At 72.1% G+C, this 16,895-nt stretch carries 12 protein-coding genes and 1 pseudogene; 7 read left to right on the top strand and 6 right to left on the bottom strand.

The window, feature by feature from the left end; genetic code table 11:
- Window positions 1-286 precede the first annotated feature (286 nt).
- On the bottom strand, window positions 287-1,420 hold the full coding sequence (gene serC, locus AB7F12_RS23450; RefSeq protein WP_428498192.1) for a phosphoserine transaminase: 1,134 nt from the start codon (window positions 1,418-1,420) through the stop codon (window positions 287-289).
- 49 nt (window positions 1,421-1,469) lie between these two features.
- Window positions 1,470-2,468 (bottom strand): GlxA family transcriptional regulator, encoded by a 999-nt coding sequence (locus tag AB7F12_RS23445; protein WP_428498191.1) that lies wholly within the window; start codon window positions 2,466-2,468, stop codon window positions 1,470-1,472.
- Window positions 2,469-2,605: 137 nt separating this feature from the next.
- Here AB7F12_RS23445 and AB7F12_RS23440 point away from each other — a divergent pair, with 137 nt between their 5' ends.
- Window positions 2,606-3,862: an MFS transporter gene (locus AB7F12_RS23440; RefSeq protein ID WP_428498236.1), complete on the top strand. Its 1,257-nt coding sequence runs from the start codon at window positions 2,606-2,608 to the stop codon at window positions 3,860-3,862.
- Window positions 3,863-3,947: 85 nt separating this feature from the next.
- On the opposite strand, the gene AB7F12_RS23435 is transcribed toward AB7F12_RS23440, so the two are convergent.
- A complete protein-coding gene (locus AB7F12_RS23435; protein WP_428498235.1) occupies window positions 3,948-5,033 on the bottom strand; it encodes a citrate synthase 2 in 1,086 nt (361 codons plus the stop codon).
- Between the two features lie 348 nt (window positions 5,034-5,381).
- Here AB7F12_RS23435 and pdxH point away from each other — a divergent pair, with 348 nt between their 5' ends.
- From pdxH to AB7F12_RS23410, 5 genes are all read left to right on the top strand, one after another.
- Window positions 5,382-6,047 (top strand): pyridoxamine 5'-phosphate oxidase, encoded by a 666-nt coding sequence (pdxH, locus tag AB7F12_RS23430; RefSeq protein ID WP_428498190.1) that lies wholly within the window; start codon window positions 5,382-5,384, stop codon window positions 6,045-6,047.
- Between the two features lie 330 nt (window positions 6,048-6,377).
- On the top strand, window positions 6,378-7,634 hold the full coding sequence (locus tag AB7F12_RS23425; RefSeq protein WP_428498234.1) for an MFS transporter: 1,257 nt from the start codon (window positions 6,378-6,380) through the stop codon (window positions 7,632-7,634).
- Window positions 7,635-7,739: 105 nt separating this feature from the next.
- Window positions 7,740-9,044: a citrate synthase gene (locus tag AB7F12_RS23420; protein WP_428498189.1), complete on the top strand. Its 1,305-nt coding sequence runs from the start codon at window positions 7,740-7,742 to the stop codon at window positions 9,042-9,044.
- 211 nt (window positions 9,045-9,255) lie between these two features.
- On the top strand, window positions 9,256-10,644 hold the full coding sequence (locus tag AB7F12_RS23415; protein ID WP_428498188.1) for a cryptochrome/photolyase family protein: 1,389 nt from the start codon (window positions 9,256-9,258) through the stop codon (window positions 10,642-10,644).
- A gap of 54 nt (window positions 10,645-10,698) precedes the next feature.
- Window positions 10,699-11,625, top strand: coding sequence for a hypothetical protein (locus AB7F12_RS23410; RefSeq protein WP_428498187.1), 927 nt, complete (start codon window positions 10,699-10,701; stop codon window positions 11,623-11,625).
- Between the two features lie 118 nt (window positions 11,626-11,743).
- Here the strand turns inward: AB7F12_RS23410 and AB7F12_RS23405 are convergent, their stop codons facing one another.
- Genes AB7F12_RS23405 through AB7F12_RS23395 form a run of 3 tightly spaced genes read right to left on the bottom strand, consistent with a single transcriptional unit; the run spans window position 11,744 to window position 15,780 of the window.
- The gene (locus AB7F12_RS23405) at window positions 11,744-12,931 is read right to left on the bottom strand and encodes an ABC transporter permease (protein ID WP_428498186.1); all 1,188 of its coding nucleotides are present in this window, start codon (window positions 12,929-12,931) and stop codon (window positions 11,744-11,746) included.
- Entirely contained in the window at window positions 12,928-13,830 is a 903-nt protein-coding gene (locus AB7F12_RS23400) for an ABC transporter ATP-binding protein (protein WP_428498185.1), read from the bottom strand. The genes AB7F12_RS23405 and AB7F12_RS23400 overlap by 4 nt, the downstream gene beginning before the upstream one ends.
- 42 nt (window positions 13,831-13,872) lie before the next feature.
- Window positions 13,873-15,780, bottom strand: a complete 1,908-nt coding sequence (locus tag AB7F12_RS23395; RefSeq protein ID WP_428498184.1) for a sigma-54-dependent Fis family transcriptional regulator — start codon at window positions 15,778-15,780, stop codon at window positions 13,873-13,875.
- 363 nt (window positions 15,781-16,143) lie between these two features.
- Between AB7F12_RS23395 and AB7F12_RS23390 the strand changes: the two are divergent.
- A pseudogene (locus tag AB7F12_RS23390) lies at window positions 16,144-16,895 on the top strand (hypothetical protein); the annotation flags it as partial.

Raw genomic sequence — 16,895 nt, 5'->3', positions numbered from 1 at the left:
ACGGTAGTTGCCGAATCGCAACCTGCCGTGGAGGCGCGCCGGGTGGGAAATCTCCCAGGTGGACGCCGGTTCCAGCCGCGATGCGCCGTTCCCCCCGCGGGGTTCGTGATCAGCGTGTCACGCCGTGACCGATTGGTAAAGCTGGGACTGGTGTTACAGATGTGACCACGCAGCGTCACTGTCGGCGAGGATGCCGTTCGGCGATCCGCCCCCAACCGGCACCGGACACGACGATGCCGGGCACCCCCGCGGGGTGCCCGGCATCGGTTCGCGCGGTCGCGCCGGATCAGCCGAGGCGCTCCACGACGTGGTCGATGCAGGCGATGAGCGCCGAGACGTCGTCGGGGTCCACGGCCGGGAACATGCCGATGCGCAGCTGGTTGCGGCCCAGCTTGCGGTACGGCTCGGTGTCGACGATCCCGTTGGCGCGCAGGGTCTTGGCCACCGCGGCGGCGTCGACGGCGGCGTCGAAGTCGATCGTGCCGACGACCTGCGAGCGGTGTGCCGGGTTGGCGACGAACGGCGTCGCGAAGGAGGACTTCTCGGCCCACTCGTAGAGCCGCGTCGACGAGTCGGCGGTGCGGGCAACGGCGGCGTCCAGACCGCCGAGGCCGTTGAGCCAGTCGATCTGCTCGGCGAGCAGGATCAGCGTCGCGACCGCGGGGGTGTTGTAGGTCTGGTCCTTGACCGAGTTGTCGACGGCCGTGGCCAGCGACAGGAACGGCGGGATCCAGCGGTCGCTCGCGGCGAGCTCGGCCACCCGGTCCTGGGCGGCCGGGCTCATCAGCGCGATCCACAGGCCGCCGTCGGCGGCGAAGCCCTTCTGCGGGGCGAAGTAGTAGGCGTCGGCCTGGGTGATGTCGACGGGCAGGCCGCCGGCGCCGGACGTGGCGTCGATGACGACGAGCTGGCCCTCGGTGGTGCCCGCGGGCCGCACGACGGGGACGGCGACACCGGTGGAGGTCTCGTTGTGGGCCCAGGCGATGACGTCGACGGACTCGTCGGTGCGCGGCTCGGGTGCGGTGCCGGGCGTGGACGGGACGACGATCGGGTCCTGGAGGAACGGGGCGCCCGTGGTGGTGTCGGCGAACTTCGCGGAGAACTCGCCGTAGGCCAGGTGCAGGGAACGCTGGCGGACGAGGCCGAACGCGGCGGCGTCCCAGAAGGCGGTCGAGCCGCCGTTGCCGAGGACCACCTCGTAGCCGTCGGGCAGCGAGAAGAGCTCGGAGAGCCCTGCGCGCACGCGGCCAACGAGGGACTTGACGGGCTTCTGCCGGTGGGAGGTTCCCATGATCGCGCCGGCGTCGGCGAGGACGGCCAGCTGCTCCGGTCGGACCTTCGAGGGTCCGCATCCGAATCGCCCGTCCCTGGGCTTGAGGTCGGCGGGAATCTGCAGGTCGTTGCTGGTCGAGGACGTCACGGTTCCCCAGTCTGGCACCGCGCGGGTCGGGCCCGGAACGGCGGGGGCATCAGCCGGCGGCCTTCGTGACCGATGACACGCCGGGGACGCCCCGGTAGACGCGGCGGTACGCCAGCGGCGCCATTCCGAGCGCGGCGTGCAGGTGCTGGCGCAGCGAGGCGGTGGTGCCGAAGCCGGCGCGGGCCGCGACCTGCCCGACGGGCAGGTCCGTGGTCTCCAGCAGGCGGCGGGCGAGGTCGAGGCGGCGCGCGACGAGCCAGCGCTGCGGGCTCTCGCCGGTCTCGTCGCGGAACCGGCGGGTGAAGCTGCGGACGCTCATCCGCGCGTGTGCCGCCATGTCGGTGAGGGTGAGCGGGTCGGCGAGCCGGCTGAGCACCCACAGCCGGGTGGGGCCGGTGTCCCCGCCGACGTCGGGGACGGGTGGCTCCTCGGCGAACTGGGCCTGGCCACCGTCGCGCCAAGGGGCGACGACGGACCGGCGGGCGACGTGGTTGGCGACATCGAGGCCGTGGTCGCGGCGGATGACGTGCAGCAGCAGGTCGATGCCCGCCGCGTTGCCCGCGGAGGTGAGGACGTCGCCGTCGTCGACGAAGAGGACGTCGGGGTCGAGCGCGACCTGCGGGTAGAGGCGCCGGAACCGTGCGGCGTGCAGCCAGTGGGTGGTGGCGGGCCGGCCGTCGAGCAGGCCCGCGGCGCCGAGGACGAACGCGCCGGTGCAGATGGAGACGATCCGGGACCGGTCCGCGGCGCCGACGAGCGCGGCGCGGAGGGTGTCGTCGATGGGTTCGCCGCGCATGGCCGGCCCGTCGTAGTGGCCGGGGACGACCACCGTGTCGGCGCTGCGCAGGATCGAGATGTCGTGCTGGGGGAGCACCTGGAACCCGGCGGACGACATGATCGGGCCGCCGTCGGGCGTCGCGACACGGACCTCGTAGAGCGCGGCGCCGTCGGCGTCGACCGCGCTGCCCATCAACCGGTGCGGCAGGCCCAGCTCGAACGCCACGACGTCGGGCAGGGCCAGGACCGCCACCTGGTGGATGCGCGCCATGGCCGGATCCTTTCACAAAGTGGCTGTCGGGCCACTGGTGTTGCGTCCTGGCGAACCACAGGCTGTCCGACGTGAGTGACACCGTCCCCGAGGCCGGCACCGTCGGACCTGCCGCGCGCGACCCGCACCGCCACCGCATCCACCCCGCGTGGGGTGTCGCGGCCGTGACGTTCCTGGCCCTGCTCGGCGCCGCCGCGTTCCGCTCGACGCCGAGCGTGCTCATCGAGCCGCTGCACCAGGAGTTCGGCTGGACCGTCGGCACCATCTCGGCCGCGCTGTCGGTGAACCTCGCCCTGTTCGGGCTCACCGCCCCGTTCGCCGCGGCGCTGATGGAACGCTTCGGCATCCGCAGGGTCGTCGCCTTCGCGTTGCTGCTGGTCGCGATCGGCAGCGGCCTCACCGTCCTCATGACGGCGCCGTGGCAGCTGATCCTGCTCTGGGGCGTCGTCGTCGGGCTGGGTACCGGGTCGATGGCGATGGCCCTGGTGGCAACGGTCGTCGGACGCTGGTTCGTCGCCCGGCGCGGGCTCGTGTCCGGCCTGCTCACCGCCGCCAGCGCCGCCGGGCAGCTGGTGTTCCTGCCGCTCATCGCGTGGATCGCGACGTCCTCGGGCTGGCGGCCGGCCGCGCTCACGACGTCACTGGTCGCGCTCGGCGTCGTGCCCCTGGTGCTGGCGCTGATGCGCGACCGGCCGTCGGACATCGACGTCCTGCCCTACGGCGGCACCCCCGCCGACGTCACCGACCCGCTGCGCTCCGGCGCCGCCCGCATCGCGGTCGACGCCCTGCGCACCGCCGCCCGCGTGCCCACGTTCTGGCTGCTCATGGGCGGCTTCTTCATCTGCGGCGCCACCACCGCGGGGCTGGTGCAGTCCCATTTCGTGCCCGCCGCCCACGACCACGGCATGCCTGCGACGACCGCCGCCGGGCTGCTCGCACTCGTCGGGGTGTTCGACCTCGTCGGCACGGTGTGCTCGGGCTGGCTCACCGACCGCGTCGACGCGCGCATCCTGCTCGGGATCTACTACGCGGGCCGCGGCGTGTCCCTCGCCGTCCTGCCGCCCCTGTTCGGGACCGACCTGCAGGCGAGCATGCTCGCGTTCGTCATCTTCTACGGCCTGGACTGGGTCGCGACGGTCCCGCCCACGCTGGCCCTGACCCGGCAGGTGTTCGGCGCGAAGGCCCCCGTCGTGTTCGGGTGGATCTTCGCCGCCCACCAGGTCGGCGCGGCGTTCGCAGCCCTCGTCGCCGGACTCGTGCGCGACGCGCTCGGCAGCTACGACCTCGCCTGGTACGGCGGCGCGGTGCTGTGCGTGCTCGCCGCGATCATGTCGCTGTCGATCCGGTCGGCACGGCGCTCCGGCGCCGACCGGGTCGCCCCGCAGCCGGGGTGAGGGCCAGGCCGGCACGCCTCCGTGCCGGGGGCCAAGCCGGCACGCCTCCGCGGTGCGTCCGCGGCGGCGGCCGGCCGGGGGTGCGTCAGGACTGGCGTCCCACCGTGTCCCAGCCCTCGACCTCCTCGGGGCGGCGCGGGCCCGGCCCGATGTACTGGGCCGACGGGCGCACCAGCTTGCCCTCGCGCTTCTGCTCGAGGATGTGCGCCGACCAGCCCGCGGTCCGGGCGCTGGTGAACATCGCGGGCATCATGTGCGGCGGTACCTCCGCGAAGTCGAGGATCACCGCCGCCCAGAACTCGACGTTCGTCTCGATCGGGTGGTCCGGGCGGCGCTCGCGCAGGATCGCGAGGGCGGCCTGCTCCAGCCCGGCTGCGGCCTCGTACCGGGTCGCGTCCAGCTCCTTGCAGGTGCGGCGCAGCACCCGGGCGCGCGGGTCCTCGGCCCGGTAGACCCGGTGCCCGAAGCCCATGAGCTTCTCCTTGCGGTCGAGGATCCCCTTGACCAGGCCCTCCGGGTCGCCGGTCTTCTCGACCTCGGCGATCATCGGCAACACCCGCGCCGGGGCGCCACCGTGCAGCGGACCCGACATCGCGCCGATGGCGCCCGACAGCGATGCCGCGACGTCGGCGCCGGTCGAGGCGATGACCCGAGCGGTGAACGTCGACGCGTTCATGCCGTGCTCGGCGGCCGACACCCAGTAGGCGTCGACGGCCCGCACGTGGGCCGGGTCGGGCTCGCCGCGCCAGCGGACCATGAAGCGCTCGGTGATCGTCGACGCCTCGTCGACCCGGCTCTGCGGGACCGCGGGCACGCCGATGCCGCGCGCGGACTGCGCCACGTAGGACAGCGCCATCACCGAGGCCCGGGCGAGCTGGTCGCGGGCCTCGGCGTCGTCGATGTCGAGCAGCGGGCGGTAGCCCCAGTACGGCGCCAGCATCGCCAGCGCGGCCTGCACGTCGACCCGCACGTCACCGGTGTGCACCGGGATCGGGAACGGCTCGGCGGGCGGCAGGCCGTCGCCGAACCGGCCGTCGACGAGCAGCGCCCAGACGTTGCCGAACGTGACGGTGCCGACGAGGTCCTCGATGTCGACGCCGCGGTAGCGCAGCGCGCCGCCGTCCTTGTCGGGCTCCGCGATCCGGGTGCGGAACGCGACGTGGCCCTCCAGACCGGACTTGAAGCCCGGCGGGGGCGGGGGAACCTCGGATCCGTCCGTCGGGGTCGGTCCTGCCGGCGCGGTGGGCGCAGTCGCCACGCGTCCTCCTCGAGTTCGTCCCCGGCGACGCGGATCGCGGGCGGCACCTGGTGGTGCCGCCGAACGGTCCGCGGGCGTGACCGGTCAGGTGGTCCGGCCGCGCGCGCCTCCCACGGTCCGGGTCCGATGGTTACCGTGGTTGCGCAAACCCTGCCCCTGAGCAGGGCGGACAGGCAACCTGGGACCCGGGTGGCCTCGATCACCGATACGGCCCGACCAGGGTCCTGACCTGCGACGACGTGTGTCGTCGGCGGAGGAACGATGTCCGATCCGACCGCTTCGGCGCTGCTCGCGGCGCTGCGCGTCGACTACGACACCGCCGGTTTCGACGTGGCGGACCTGGCCCCGACCTGGCACGAGCAGCTCACCGGCTGGCTCGCCGCCGCTGCGGACGCGGGCCTGCCCGAGCCCAACGCCATGGTCCTCGCCACCGTCGACGAGAGCGGCCGGCCGGCGTCGCGAACCGTGTTGTGCAAGGGGATCGACGCGCGCGGGGTCGTCCTCTACACCAACCTGACCTCGGCGAAGAGCCACGACCTGCGGCTGACCCGCGCAGCGTCGGTGACGTTCCCGCTCCACGCGATGCGCCGGCAGGTCCACGTCCGCGGCGACGTCGAGGAGGTGGCCCCCACCGAGTCCGACGCCTACTGGGCGACCCGCCCGCGCGGCGCCCAGATCGGGGGGTGGGCGTCGGCGCAGTCCACCGTCGTCAGCGGCAGGCTCGCGCTGGAGGACGCCCGCGCCGCCGTCGAACGCCGTTTCCCCGAGGGCGAGCCGGTGCCGCGGCCGCCCCACTGGGGTGGCTGGCGGATCGTCCCCGACCGGGTGGAGTTCTGGCAGGGCCGTCGCGACCGGATGCACGACCGGCTGCGTTTCGAACGCGACGGCGACGACCACTCGTGGCGGGTCCGGCGGCTGGCCCCCTGACGGCACGCGCGTGACATCGGTCTCACCCCGGCCGTGCGGTTGTCCCCGGCGCGTGGTCCGTCCCCGGATGACTGGTTGCGCCGCACCGACTCCACGGGCGCGGCCGGACGGGCATGTCAGGCTGGATCGGTGATCGTGCCCGGCCCCGACGAGTCCCGCAGACCCGACGGCCCACAGGACCCCGTCACCCGCGACCTGCGCCGGCCGGGCGGTGACGGCTCGGGCCCGACCGACCGCCTGCAGACCGACCGCCTGCACACCGACCGCCTGCACACCGACAGCACCGACCGGCTCCGCTCCGGGGCGGGTGCGGGCGGACCGACCCGGCGGATCCGCGCCGCCGTCCGTGGCGCCCTGGCCGACACCACCCCGCTGCGCACCCCGTCGTACCGGCGGCTGTGGGCTGCGGGCGTCGTCACCGTCGTCGGTGCGCAGCTGTCCGTCGTCGCCGTGCCGACCCAGATCTACGCCCTCACCGGCTCCTCGGCCTACGTCGGGCTGACCGGTCTCTTCGGACTCGTCCCGCTCGTCGTGTTCGGCCTGTGGGGCGGCGCGATCGCCGACGTGATGGACCGCCGCATCCTCCTGATGCTCACCGGCGCCGGGATCGCGGCGACCTCCCTCGCACTGTGGGCCACCTCGGCGACCGGCGCCGGCAACGTGTGGGTCGTGCTGTCACTGTTCGCGGTGCAGTCGGCGATGCTCGCGATGAACCAGCCCACCCGCAACGCGGTCATCCCGAGACTGCTGCCCGCCGAGCAGCTGCCCGCGGCCAACGCGCTCAACATGACCGTCTTCCAGCTCGGCGCCGTCGCCGGACCGCTGCTGGCCGGCGTTCTCATCCCCGTCGTCGGGCTCCCGACGCTCTACCTGATCGACGCCTGCGCCCTGCTCGCCACGCTCTGGGCCACCTGGAAGCTGCCGCCGGTCCCACCCGAGTCCGGCACCCGCCGCCGCGCCGGCATCCGCGACGTCCTCGACGGCTTCCGCTACACCGCCACACAGAAGATCCTGCTGGTCTCGTTCCTCGTCGACGTCGTCGCCATGGGCTTCGGCATGCCCCGCGTCGTGTTCCCCGAGATGTCGGAGAAGACGTTCGGCGACCCACCCGGCGGCGGCGTCGCGCTCGGCCTCCTGTTCGCCGCCATCCCCGTCGGCATGGTCGTCGCCGGCCTGTTCTCCGGCTGGCTGCAACGCGTCCGCCGCCAGGGCGTCGCCGTCGCGGTGGCCGTCGGGGTCTGGGGCGTCGGCATCGCCCTGTTCGGGATGACCGGCTCGCTGTGGCTCGCCGTGCTGTTCCTGGCCATCGCCGGTGGTGGCGACCTCGTCAGCTCGGTCTACCGGTCGTCGATGCTCCAGACCGTCGCCACCGACGAGATGCGCGGCCGCATGCAGGGCGTCTTCATCGTGGTCGTCGCCGGCGGGCCACGGCTCGCCGACCTGTGGCACGGATCCGCCGCCGCAGCCATCGGACCCGGCCTCGCAGCCACCGTCGGCGGACTCGCCGTGATCGTCGGTGTGGTGGTCGTCGTCGCCCGGTTCCCCGAGTTCTGGCGCTACCGAGGACCCGCAGCACGCGTGGAGTGACGTACGTCCACCTCACTCGGACGCTGCGGATCCGCTCCAGCGGTCTAGCGTTGCGCGTGGGTTGACACATCACAGTTATCCACGAGTGTGAGAGGGAACCTCCACATGGCAACCGAGTCCGCCGGCGACAGCGCTGTCCTGAACTACCCAGGCGGCGACTTCGAGATGCCGGTCCACTCCGCGACCGAGGGCGCGGCTGCGGTCGACGTCAGCAAACTGCTCGGCAAGACCGGCCTCACCACATTCGATCCGGGGTTCAACAGCACCGCCGCGTGCGCGTCCGCGATCACCTACATCGACGGCGACGCCGGGATCCTCCGCTACCGGGGCATCCCGATCGAGCAGCTGGCCGAGCGGTCCAGCTTCCTCGAGGTCAGCTACCTGCTCATCTACGGCGAGCTGCCCACGCAGGCCCAGCTCGACTCCTTCACCAGCAACATCAGCAGGCACACCCTGCTGCACGAGGACCTCAAGGGCTTCTTCGACGGCTTCCCCCGGGACGCCCACCCGATGCCGGTCCTGTCGAGCGCGGTCAGCGCGCTGTCCACCTTCTACCAGGACAGCCTCGACCCCTTCGACGACGACGCCGTCGAGCTCTCCACGGTGCGGCTCATGGCCAAGGTCTTCACCATCGCGGCCTACGCGTACAAGAAGTCCGTCGGCCAGCCGTTCCTCTACCCGGACAACTCGCTGGGCCTGGTGGAGAACTTCCTGCGCATGACGTTCGGCTTCCCGGCCGAGCCCTACGAGGTCGACCCGGTCATGGCGAAGGCCGTCGACACGCTGCTGATCCTGCACGCCGACCACGAGCAGAACTGCTCCACGTCGACGGTGCGACTCGTCGGCTCGTCGCAGGCCAACCTCTTCGCCTCGATCTCCGCCGGCATCAACGCCCTGTTCGGCCCCCTGCACGGTGGCGCCAACCAGGCGGTCCTCGAGATGCTCACCCGCATCAAGGACGTCGAGGACGGCAACGTCGACGCGTTCGTCGACCGGGTCAAGAACAAGGAGCAGGGCGCGAAGCTGATGGGCTTCGGGCACCGCGTCTACAAGAACTACGACCCGCGCGCCAAGATCGTCAAGCAGAACGCCGACGAGGTCCTCAAGGCCCTCGGTGTGAGCGACCCGCTGCTCGACATCGCGATGAAGCTCGAGGAGAAGGCGCTCGCCGACGACTACTTCATCGAGCGCAAGCTCTACCCGAACGTCGACTTCTACACGGGTGTCATCTACCGGGCGATGGGCTTCCCGACCCGGATGTTCACCGTCCTGTTCGCGCTCGGCCGGCTGCCCGGCTGGATCGCGCACTGGCGGGAGATGATCAACGACCCGCAGACCAAGATCGGCCGCCCGCGCCAGCTCTACACGGGCCCGACCGAGCAGAACTACGTCGCGATGAGCGAGCGCTGACCCGCTGCCCCGTTCCGCGTGGATGCACGAACGGCCCTTTGCTGCAACTGAGCTGCAGCGAAGGGCCGTTCGTGCATTCCGGCGGGGCCCAGGGGTCCCGAACGAACGGCACAGTCGCGCAACCGAACTGCCGCAACGGGCCGTTCGTCCGATCACCCGACGGACGACTGCTCGGCGCGCGCCCGGTCCGGGGCGCCGCTAGCGTCGCCGCATGGGTGCCGACTCCGTCGTCTGGTTCCGGCGCGACCTGCGCGTCCGTGACCAGCCGACCTTCCTCGCCGCGGCCGACACCGGACCGTCGGCGCTCGCGCTGTTCGTCCTCGACCCCGCGCTGCTCGACCCGTCCGGCCCCGCCCGGCGCACGTTCATGTACCGCTGCCTGCGATCCCTCGACGAGGCCCTCGGCGGGAAGCTGCTGATCGTCCGCGGCGACCCGGCGGAGGTCGTGCCCCGCATCGCCGAATCCGTCGGCGCGAAGGCCGTCCACATCGCCGCCGACCACGGCCCCTACGGCACCCGCCGCGACGACGCCGTCGGGAAGGCGCTCGCCGCCGACGACCGCGAGCTCGTCCGCACCGGATCGCCCTACGCCGTCGCACCCGGGCGTGTCACCAAGGACGACGGCGACCCCTTCAAGGTGTTCACCCCGTTCCGGCGCTCCTGGGCCCGGCACGGCTGGCGCGGCCCCGCCGACACCTCCGCCGCCACCGTCGACTGGGTCGACCCCTCCGACAAGGACGGCGGCCCCCGTGCCGTCGCGGTCCCCGACGACGAGGCCGTCGACGCCACCCTGCCCGACCCCGGCGAGGACGCCGCCCACCACCAGTGGAAGGCGTTCCTGTCCGACGCCGTCGACCGCTACGGCGACGACCGCAACCGCCCCGACATCGAGGGCACCTCGCGGATGTCGGTGTACCTGAAGTGGGGCTGCATCCACCCGCGCACCATGCTGCACGACCTGTCGCGCAAGCGGTCCGACTCCGCCGAGACCTACCGCACCGAGCTGGCGTGGCGCGACTTCTACGCCGACGTCCTGCACCAGCGCCCCGACTCCGCGCGCACGAACTACGACCGCTCCTTCGACGCGCTGCCCACCGCCTCGGGCAGGAAGGCGGACGAGCTGCTCCACGCCTGGCAGGAGGGGCGCACCGGGTTCCCGATCGTCGACGCCGGGATGCGGCAGCTGCGCGACCAGGCGTGGATGCACAACCGGGTGCGCATGATCGTCGCCAGCTTCCTGGTCAAGGACCTGCACCTGCCGTGGTGGTGGGGCGCCCGGCACTTCATGCGGCTGCTCGTCGACGGCGACCTCGCCTCCAACCAGCACGGCTGGCAGTGGACCGCAGGCAGCGGCACCGACGCGGCCCCGTACTTCCGCGTCTTCAACCCGGTCACGCAGGGCGAGAGGTTCGACCCCGACGGCGACTACGTGCGTCGCTTCGTCCCGGAACTGGCCGACGTGCCCGGCAAGGCCGTACATCAGCCCTGGAAGCTCCCCGACGGCATCCCCGGCGGGTACCCGGAGCCGATCGTCGACCACAAGGTCGAGCGCGAGGAGGCACTTGCCCGGTACGAACGGGTGAAAGCGGCCCGCCGCTGAGAAGTGGATCACGACCCCTCTAGGCTCGGGTGACGTCCGGAACGGAGGCAACCCATGGCCGACGAGTCGAGCCGGCGGCGGCGCCGGTGGATCCTTCCCGTGGTGCTGCTCGGCGCGGGTGGCGCCTGGGTCGCGTACCGCCGCGCGACGGCGCCGGCGCCTGCTGTCGGGCCCGGCGACGGCGTGGCCGCGACCCCCACGGGCGCCCGGCCCGCGGCGGATCTCCTGCCGCCCGAACCCGCCGCCGACACCGTGGCGCCCCTGCGCGCCACCGGCTCCGCGCCCGTGGCGACGGCGAACGTCGCCGACGTCGACGCCCGGTCCGCGGAGAAGCAGGCCACGGAGGACGCGGTGGCGGCGCAGAAGGCCGCTGCCGAGAGGCGCGCGGCCGACAACGGGGCGGCAGATCGCGACGCCGCCGAGCGCAAGGCTGCGGCGGAGAAGGCCGCGGAGCTGAAAGCGGCGGAGAAGGCTGCTGCGGAGAAGGCTGCGGCGGGGAAGGCTGCGGCGGAGAAGGCCGCGGCGGAGAAGGCTGCCGCGGAGAAGGCTGCCGCGGAGAAGGCTGCCGCGGAGAAGGCTGCCGCGGAGAAGGCCGCCGCGGAGAAGGCCGCCGCGGAGAAGGCCGCTGTCGAGAAGGCGGCAGCCGAGCAGAAGGCGGCGGCGAAGGCGGGAGCCGCGAAGGGCTCGGCCGCGAAGCAGGCCGCTCCGCGGCCGCTCGCCGCCGCTCCCGCGAAGGACGCTGTTCCGTCGGATGCTGCCCCGGTCGAGGGGCCCTACGGCCCCGGTTCGGCGGCCCCGCTCGCCGACGGATCGGCCCCCAGCGCGGAGTTCACGATCAAGGGCAACGCGGACTCGATGCTGTTCCACACGCCGAAGAGCCCGTACTTCGGCCGGACCAAGGCCGAGGCGTGGTTCCGGACCGCGGAGGACGCGACGCGGGCGGGTTTCACCGAGTGGAAGCCCAAACGCCGCAAGTCCTGACGGCCGCCCGCAACCTCCCGGCCGTCGCGGGGCGCGCACAGCGGAGGGTGTGCCCGGGCGACGGCGCACACCCTCCCTGCTGCTGATCGCGCCGCGCGCGGCGCGATCAGCCCGCGGGTCAGCCGCGCGAGCGCAGGGCCTCGCGGATGCTGACGCGGGAGCCGGTGCGCAGCACCGAGTTCCGGTAGATCCTCGCCGCGGCGAGGACGACGCCAGCGATGGCCAGCACCGTGAGGGCGATGGCGACGAGCACCTGCCACATCGGGGCGACGCCCATGGCGGCGCGGGCGGGCATGAGCGTCGGGGAGAACAGCGGGATGAACGACAGGACGGTGCCGAGGGTGTTGCGGGGGTCGTTGGGCAGCACGCTGACGGCGAAGATGAAGGGGATGAACAGGGGGAACATGATCGGCGCGACGGTCGACTGGAGCTCCTCCTGCCGCGACACGAGCGAGCCGGCGGCTGCGTAGATCGAGGCGTAGAGGAAGAACCCCAGCAGGTACCAGATCACGGCGGAGACGAGGGCGCCGGCGGCGGCGGTGGGGATCGTCAGGATGCCGACGGTCGACGCGCCGACGAAGCCGATGGCGCTGAGGATGAGCAGCTGCACGAGTCCGACGAGCCCCAGGCCGAGGATCTTGCCGCTCAGCAGGTGGACGGGCCGGATGGTGGAGAGCAGAAGCTCGACGACGCGGCTGGACTTCTCCTCGACGACGCCCTGGGCGACGGCGTTGCCGTAGCCGACGAGCGACATGAACAGTAGGACGGCGACGACGATCGCGATGACGAGGCGTTGTCCGCGTTCGGGATCGACGGGTTCCTGGGTGGCGACGGTCACGTTGCCGCGGGCGGCAACGGCGGCCGGGTCCTGGCCGGCGGCGGTGAGGGCCTCGGTGAGGGTCGTCCGCTGGACGGCACCGGTGACGAGCTGCTGCAGGGAGGACCCGACGGTGTCCTTGCCCAGCAGCGTGTAGCTGCCGGGGGCACCGTCGAGCAGCGCGTCGAGGTCGCCGTTCGCGACCTGGGCCTCGCCGGTGGCGCGGTCGACCTGCGTGATCGTGAGTGTCCGGTCCTGGGCTTCCGCGGCGGCCTGGAGGGCGGGTTCCAGCGACGCCGTGGACGAGGTGACGCCGAGGGTGCTGCTGGAGCTCTGGCTGCCGATGAAGCTGAAGAGCGCGATGTAGATGGCGAAGATGACGATGGTGACGAGCAGGCCGATCGCGAAGCTCTTGGACCTGACCTGCGTGGTGAACTCGCGGCGGGCGACGAGCAGGACCGCCCGGCCGGGTGTCAGCGGGGCGGTCACGACTCCTCCTCGGTGCTGCTGGGGGCGGCGACGACGTCGCGGTAGAGCTCGGTCAGCGGGGGCCGGTGGGGCGCGAAGGAGTGGACGGGACCTGCGGCGATCGCGGCGTGCAGGACGTCCTGGTCGGTGGCGCCGGCGAGCTCGACGCGGGTGGCGCGGGGCCCGGTCCCGACGACTCGGACGCCGGGGAGGCCGTCGGCCCAGCCGGGTGGGGGCCCGGAGACGTCGATGCGTTGCGTGCCGCCGGTGCGGAGCTCGTCGACGGTGCCGACGGCGACCATGCGGCCTGCGGAGATGATGCCGACGCGGTCGCAGAGGCGTTCGACGAGGTCGAGCTGGTGGCTGGAGAAGATGACGGGGACGCCGGTGTCGGCCTTCTCGCGCAGCACGGTGCTCATGACCTCGACGGCGACGGGATCGAGCCCGGAGAAGGGTTCGTCGAGGACGAGGACCTCGGGGTCGTGGACGAGCGCGGCGCAGAGCTGGACGCGTTGCTGGTTGCCGAGGGAGAGCTTCTGGACCTCGTCGCGGATGCGGGACCCGACGCCGAGGCGTGAGGTCCAGCGTTCGACGGAGGCGCGGGCGTCGGCGGCGTCGAGGCCGTGGAGGCGGGCGAGGTACTCGAGCTGCTCCCCGACCTTCATCTTGGGGTAGAGGCCCCGCTCCTCCGGCATGTACCCGGTCCGGCGACGCACGTCGGCGTCGATCGGTTTGCCCTTCCAGCGCACCTCGCCGCCGTCGGAGGTGAGCACTCCGAGCACGATCCGCATCGTGGTGGTCTTGCCGGCGCCGTTGCTCCCGACGAACCCGAAGAGCTCGCCGGGCTGCACCGCGAACGTGACGTGGTCGAGCGCCTGTACCTGGCCGAACCGCTTGCTGATCCCCCCGACGTCCAGCATGGACGCGACCCTATCGGGGTCGGGCGGGCCGGGCAGGCCGGATCAGCGCGAGTCGGCCAACTGCGGCAACGAGATCCCGTAGCCGCGGATCTTGCGGTAGATGGTCGCGCGGGACATGCCGAGCTGGCGGGCCGCCTCGGCCTTGTTGCCGTCGGTGTCGAGGAGCGCGTCGACGATGGCGTCGCACTCGATGGCTTCGAGCGGGGTGAGCACGCGGCGGGTGGTGGCGCGTGTCTCGGCGGGCAGGTCGACCGGCGCGATGGTGCCGGACCGCTTGCGCGCCACGATCTTGCGCAGCACCTGGTAGAGCTGCTCGACGTTGCCGGGCCAGCGGTTGCGCATGAGTACGCGCATGGCCTCGGGGGAGCAGGTCAGGTCGGCGCCGCGGGTGAGCCGGGCGATGAGGTGGGGGACGAGCTCGGCGACGTCCTCGATGTGGTGACGCAGCGGCGGGACCTCGATGGTCCGAGGGAAGGAGTCGAGCAGCTCGACCATGTCGGCGCCCGCGTCGGTGTGCGGGCGGTCGACGGTGGCGACGACCCAGGGGCGCTCGGGGTCGGTCGACTCCCGGTGGGACTCGAGGGTGTCGGCGAGGGCGCGCAGCGCGTCGGGCGGCAACGAGTCGACGTGGCAGAGCACGAGGGTGCCACCGTTGCCGGTCTCGAGCTCCTCACCGACGTCGGAGAGCCAGCGGGGGCCGAAGTCGGAGGCGTCCATGACGCGCAGGTGGGCGGCGGGGTTGCGCAGCTGGTGGGTGGCGCGGGCGAGCGTGCGTTTGCCGGAGCCGGGCTCGCCCTCGAGGACGAGCCATTCCCGGGCCTGCAGGTGCCGGTCGACGGCCTGCACGCACTTCGTCCACAGGGGCCCGGAGCCGACGGCGGCCGGTAGCGACGTGGGTGGCGGCAGCGCCAGCGACCGGGTGGGCGCCGTCTCGGGCGACACGAGCTGGACGTGCAGGACCCCGCCGGTGACGCCGTGTTCGCCCCAGCTGGGACGGGTCTGGACGCGGGCGATGGCGCCGCTGGGCAGGTCGACGAGCAGCTGCCGGCGACGGCCGGTGGCGAGCGCCTCGGCGCCGTGGGAGAGCAGGGAACTCTGGTCGTTGGGGTCGACGAGCTGACGGGCCTGGTCGTTCATCATCAGCAGGTCGTCGCCCATGGCGATGACGGCGCCGCGGTTGCGCTGGCAGGCGGCCAGGTAGTCGTGCAGCAGGGAGAGCTCACGCCGGCCGGAGTGTTCGAGGAGGGTCTCCTCGATGCGCCGGGCGATGTTCGTGGCGACGGCGACCATCATGCGGTTGGCCTCGCGCCGCCAGCAGGTCAGGTCGATGACGCCGATGAGCTTTCCGCTGACGGGGTGCCGGATCGGGGCACCTGCGCAGGCGAAGTCCTCGAGGTGCTCGACGTAGTGCTCGTGGCCGAAGACCAGGGCGGGGCCACGGCCCTCCAGGGCCGTGCCGATGCCGTTGGTGCCGACGTAGCGCTCCGCGTAGCTGAAGCCGGGGGCCAGCCAGATGCGGTCGAGGCCCTGGTTGAGCTTGCTGTCGCCGCTGCGCCGGTCGAGGACCACGCCCTCGTCGTCGCACAGGATGACGCTGACCGGCTCGGTGGCGAGCTGGTCGGCGGTCTCGGTGAGGATCGGGCCGGCGGCCCTGCTGAGCAGGGAGTCGACGTCGAACTCGGTCTCGTACGGGAGGTCGAGGTGGTCGACCGGGACCTGGAAGTTCCGGGACCGCGTCCACGAGGCGAGGATCGGCGCACGGACGACGCCGGGCTCGACCTGGTCGTCGGTGAGGAAGGCGGAACGGGCCTCTGCGACCCGGACGGCCGCAGCACCGACCGGCACCCTGACCACTTCGCCGTCGACCTCGGCCGACTGCTGGGTACGGGGGTTCGCGTGTTCCGTCGACTGGACCAACCGGTTGCCCTCCTGGATGCAGCCGCCTGCCATGTGTTTGCGGCAGCAGCCATCGATCCGGACGGTACCGCCCGAACGAGTTGAACGATAGGGGCCCCTGAACTGACCACCGTCTCATATTGAGACCGCAGGTCAGGCCGTGTAGGGGTGTGATTCCCGGCACGAGAGGCAGTGCCCCGGGGACCCGCGAACCCCTGATCACCACCCCTCGTGTCCGAGTCGCCACCGAGGGCGCCCGCGCTGTCTCCCGGTGAAGGCCCGGGCTCGCGGTCCCACAGGCTCGGCGGCACGTCCAGTCGTCGGCAGTAACCGGGGCCGCGAGGGCAATGGTGTCGATGCGGTCCACGCGTCGAACCGATACCCACCACGTGAGGAGACGATGTGAGTCGGCAGAGTCTGGCTAAGGCTCACCAGAAGATCCAGGAACTCTCCTGGGAGCCGCAGTACCACGAGCCGTACATGAAGTACGGAACCGACTACACCTTCCGCAAGGCCGCGAAGAAGGACCCGCTCAAGCAGGTCCTGCGGTCTTACTTCCCCATGCAGGAAGAGAAGGACCACCGCGTCTACGGCGCCTCCGACGGTGCGATTCGCGGCAACATGTTCCGCCAGGTGCAGGAGCGCTGGCTGGAGTGGCAGAAGCTGTTCCTGAGCATCATCCCGTTGCCGGAGGTCTCGGCCGCGCGCTCGATGCCGATGCTGTTCCACGTGGTTCCGAACCCGGAGCTGCACAACGGCCAGGCCATTCAGATGATCGACGAGGTGCGTCACTCGACGATCCAGCAGAACCTGAAGCGCCTGTACATGAACAACTACATCGACCCGGCGGGCTTCAACAACAGCCTGCGTAACTTCCACAGCGACTACTGCGGCACCATCGGCCGTCAGTTCGCCGAGGGGTTCATCACCGGTGACGCGATCACCGCGGCGTCGATCTACCTGACCATCGTGGCCGAGACGGCGTTCACCAACACGCTGTTCGTGGCCATGCCGGCAGAGGCCGCCGCCAACGGCGACTACCTGTACTGCTCGGGCAGGTTGGTGCAGGGCGACACACCCGTGAGGGTGCTTGATCCAGGGAGGACCTCCGGGCTGAGTGTGGAGCTGCTGAAGGCACCCACACCCTCGCCCTGGAGGTCCTCGTGTTG

This window comes from Pseudonocardia sp., assembly GCF_050250275.1.
GTDB lineage: Bacteria > Actinomycetota > Actinomycetes > Mycobacteriales > Pseudonocardiaceae > Pseudonocardia.
The sequence above is the reverse complement of the archived record's forward strand: the minus strand, read 5'-3'. Positions and strand labels throughout refer to the sequence as shown.

Bases quoted from the DNA above. Each gene is read 5' to 3' on its own strand.
- pdxH (WP_428498190.1), top strand. From the start codon at position 5,382: ATGTCCGATCCGACCGCTTCGGCGCTGCTCGCGGCGCTGCGCGTCGAC.
- AB7F12_RS23410 (WP_428498187.1), top strand. From the start codon at position 10,699: ATGGCCGACGAGTCGAGCCGGCGGCGGCGCCGGTGGATCCTTCCCGTG.
- AB7F12_RS23415 (WP_428498188.1), top strand. From the start codon at position 9,256: ATGGGTGCCGACTCCGTCGTCTGGTTCCGGCGCGACCTGCGCGTCCGT.
- AB7F12_RS23395 (WP_428498184.1), bottom strand. From the start codon at position 15,780: ATGGCAGGCGGCTGCATCCAGGAGGGCAACCGGTTGGTCCAGTCGACG.
- AB7F12_RS23400 (WP_428498185.1), bottom strand. From the start codon at position 13,830: ATGCTGGACGTCGGGGGGATCAGCAAGCGGTTCGGCCAGGTACAGGCG.
- AB7F12_RS23420 (WP_428498189.1), top strand. From the start codon at position 7,740: ATGGCAACCGAGTCCGCCGGCGACAGCGCTGTCCTGAACTACCCAGGC.
- AB7F12_RS23445 (WP_428498191.1), bottom strand. From the start codon at position 2,468: ATGGCGCGCATCCACCAGGTGGCGGTCCTGGCCCTGCCCGACGTCGTG.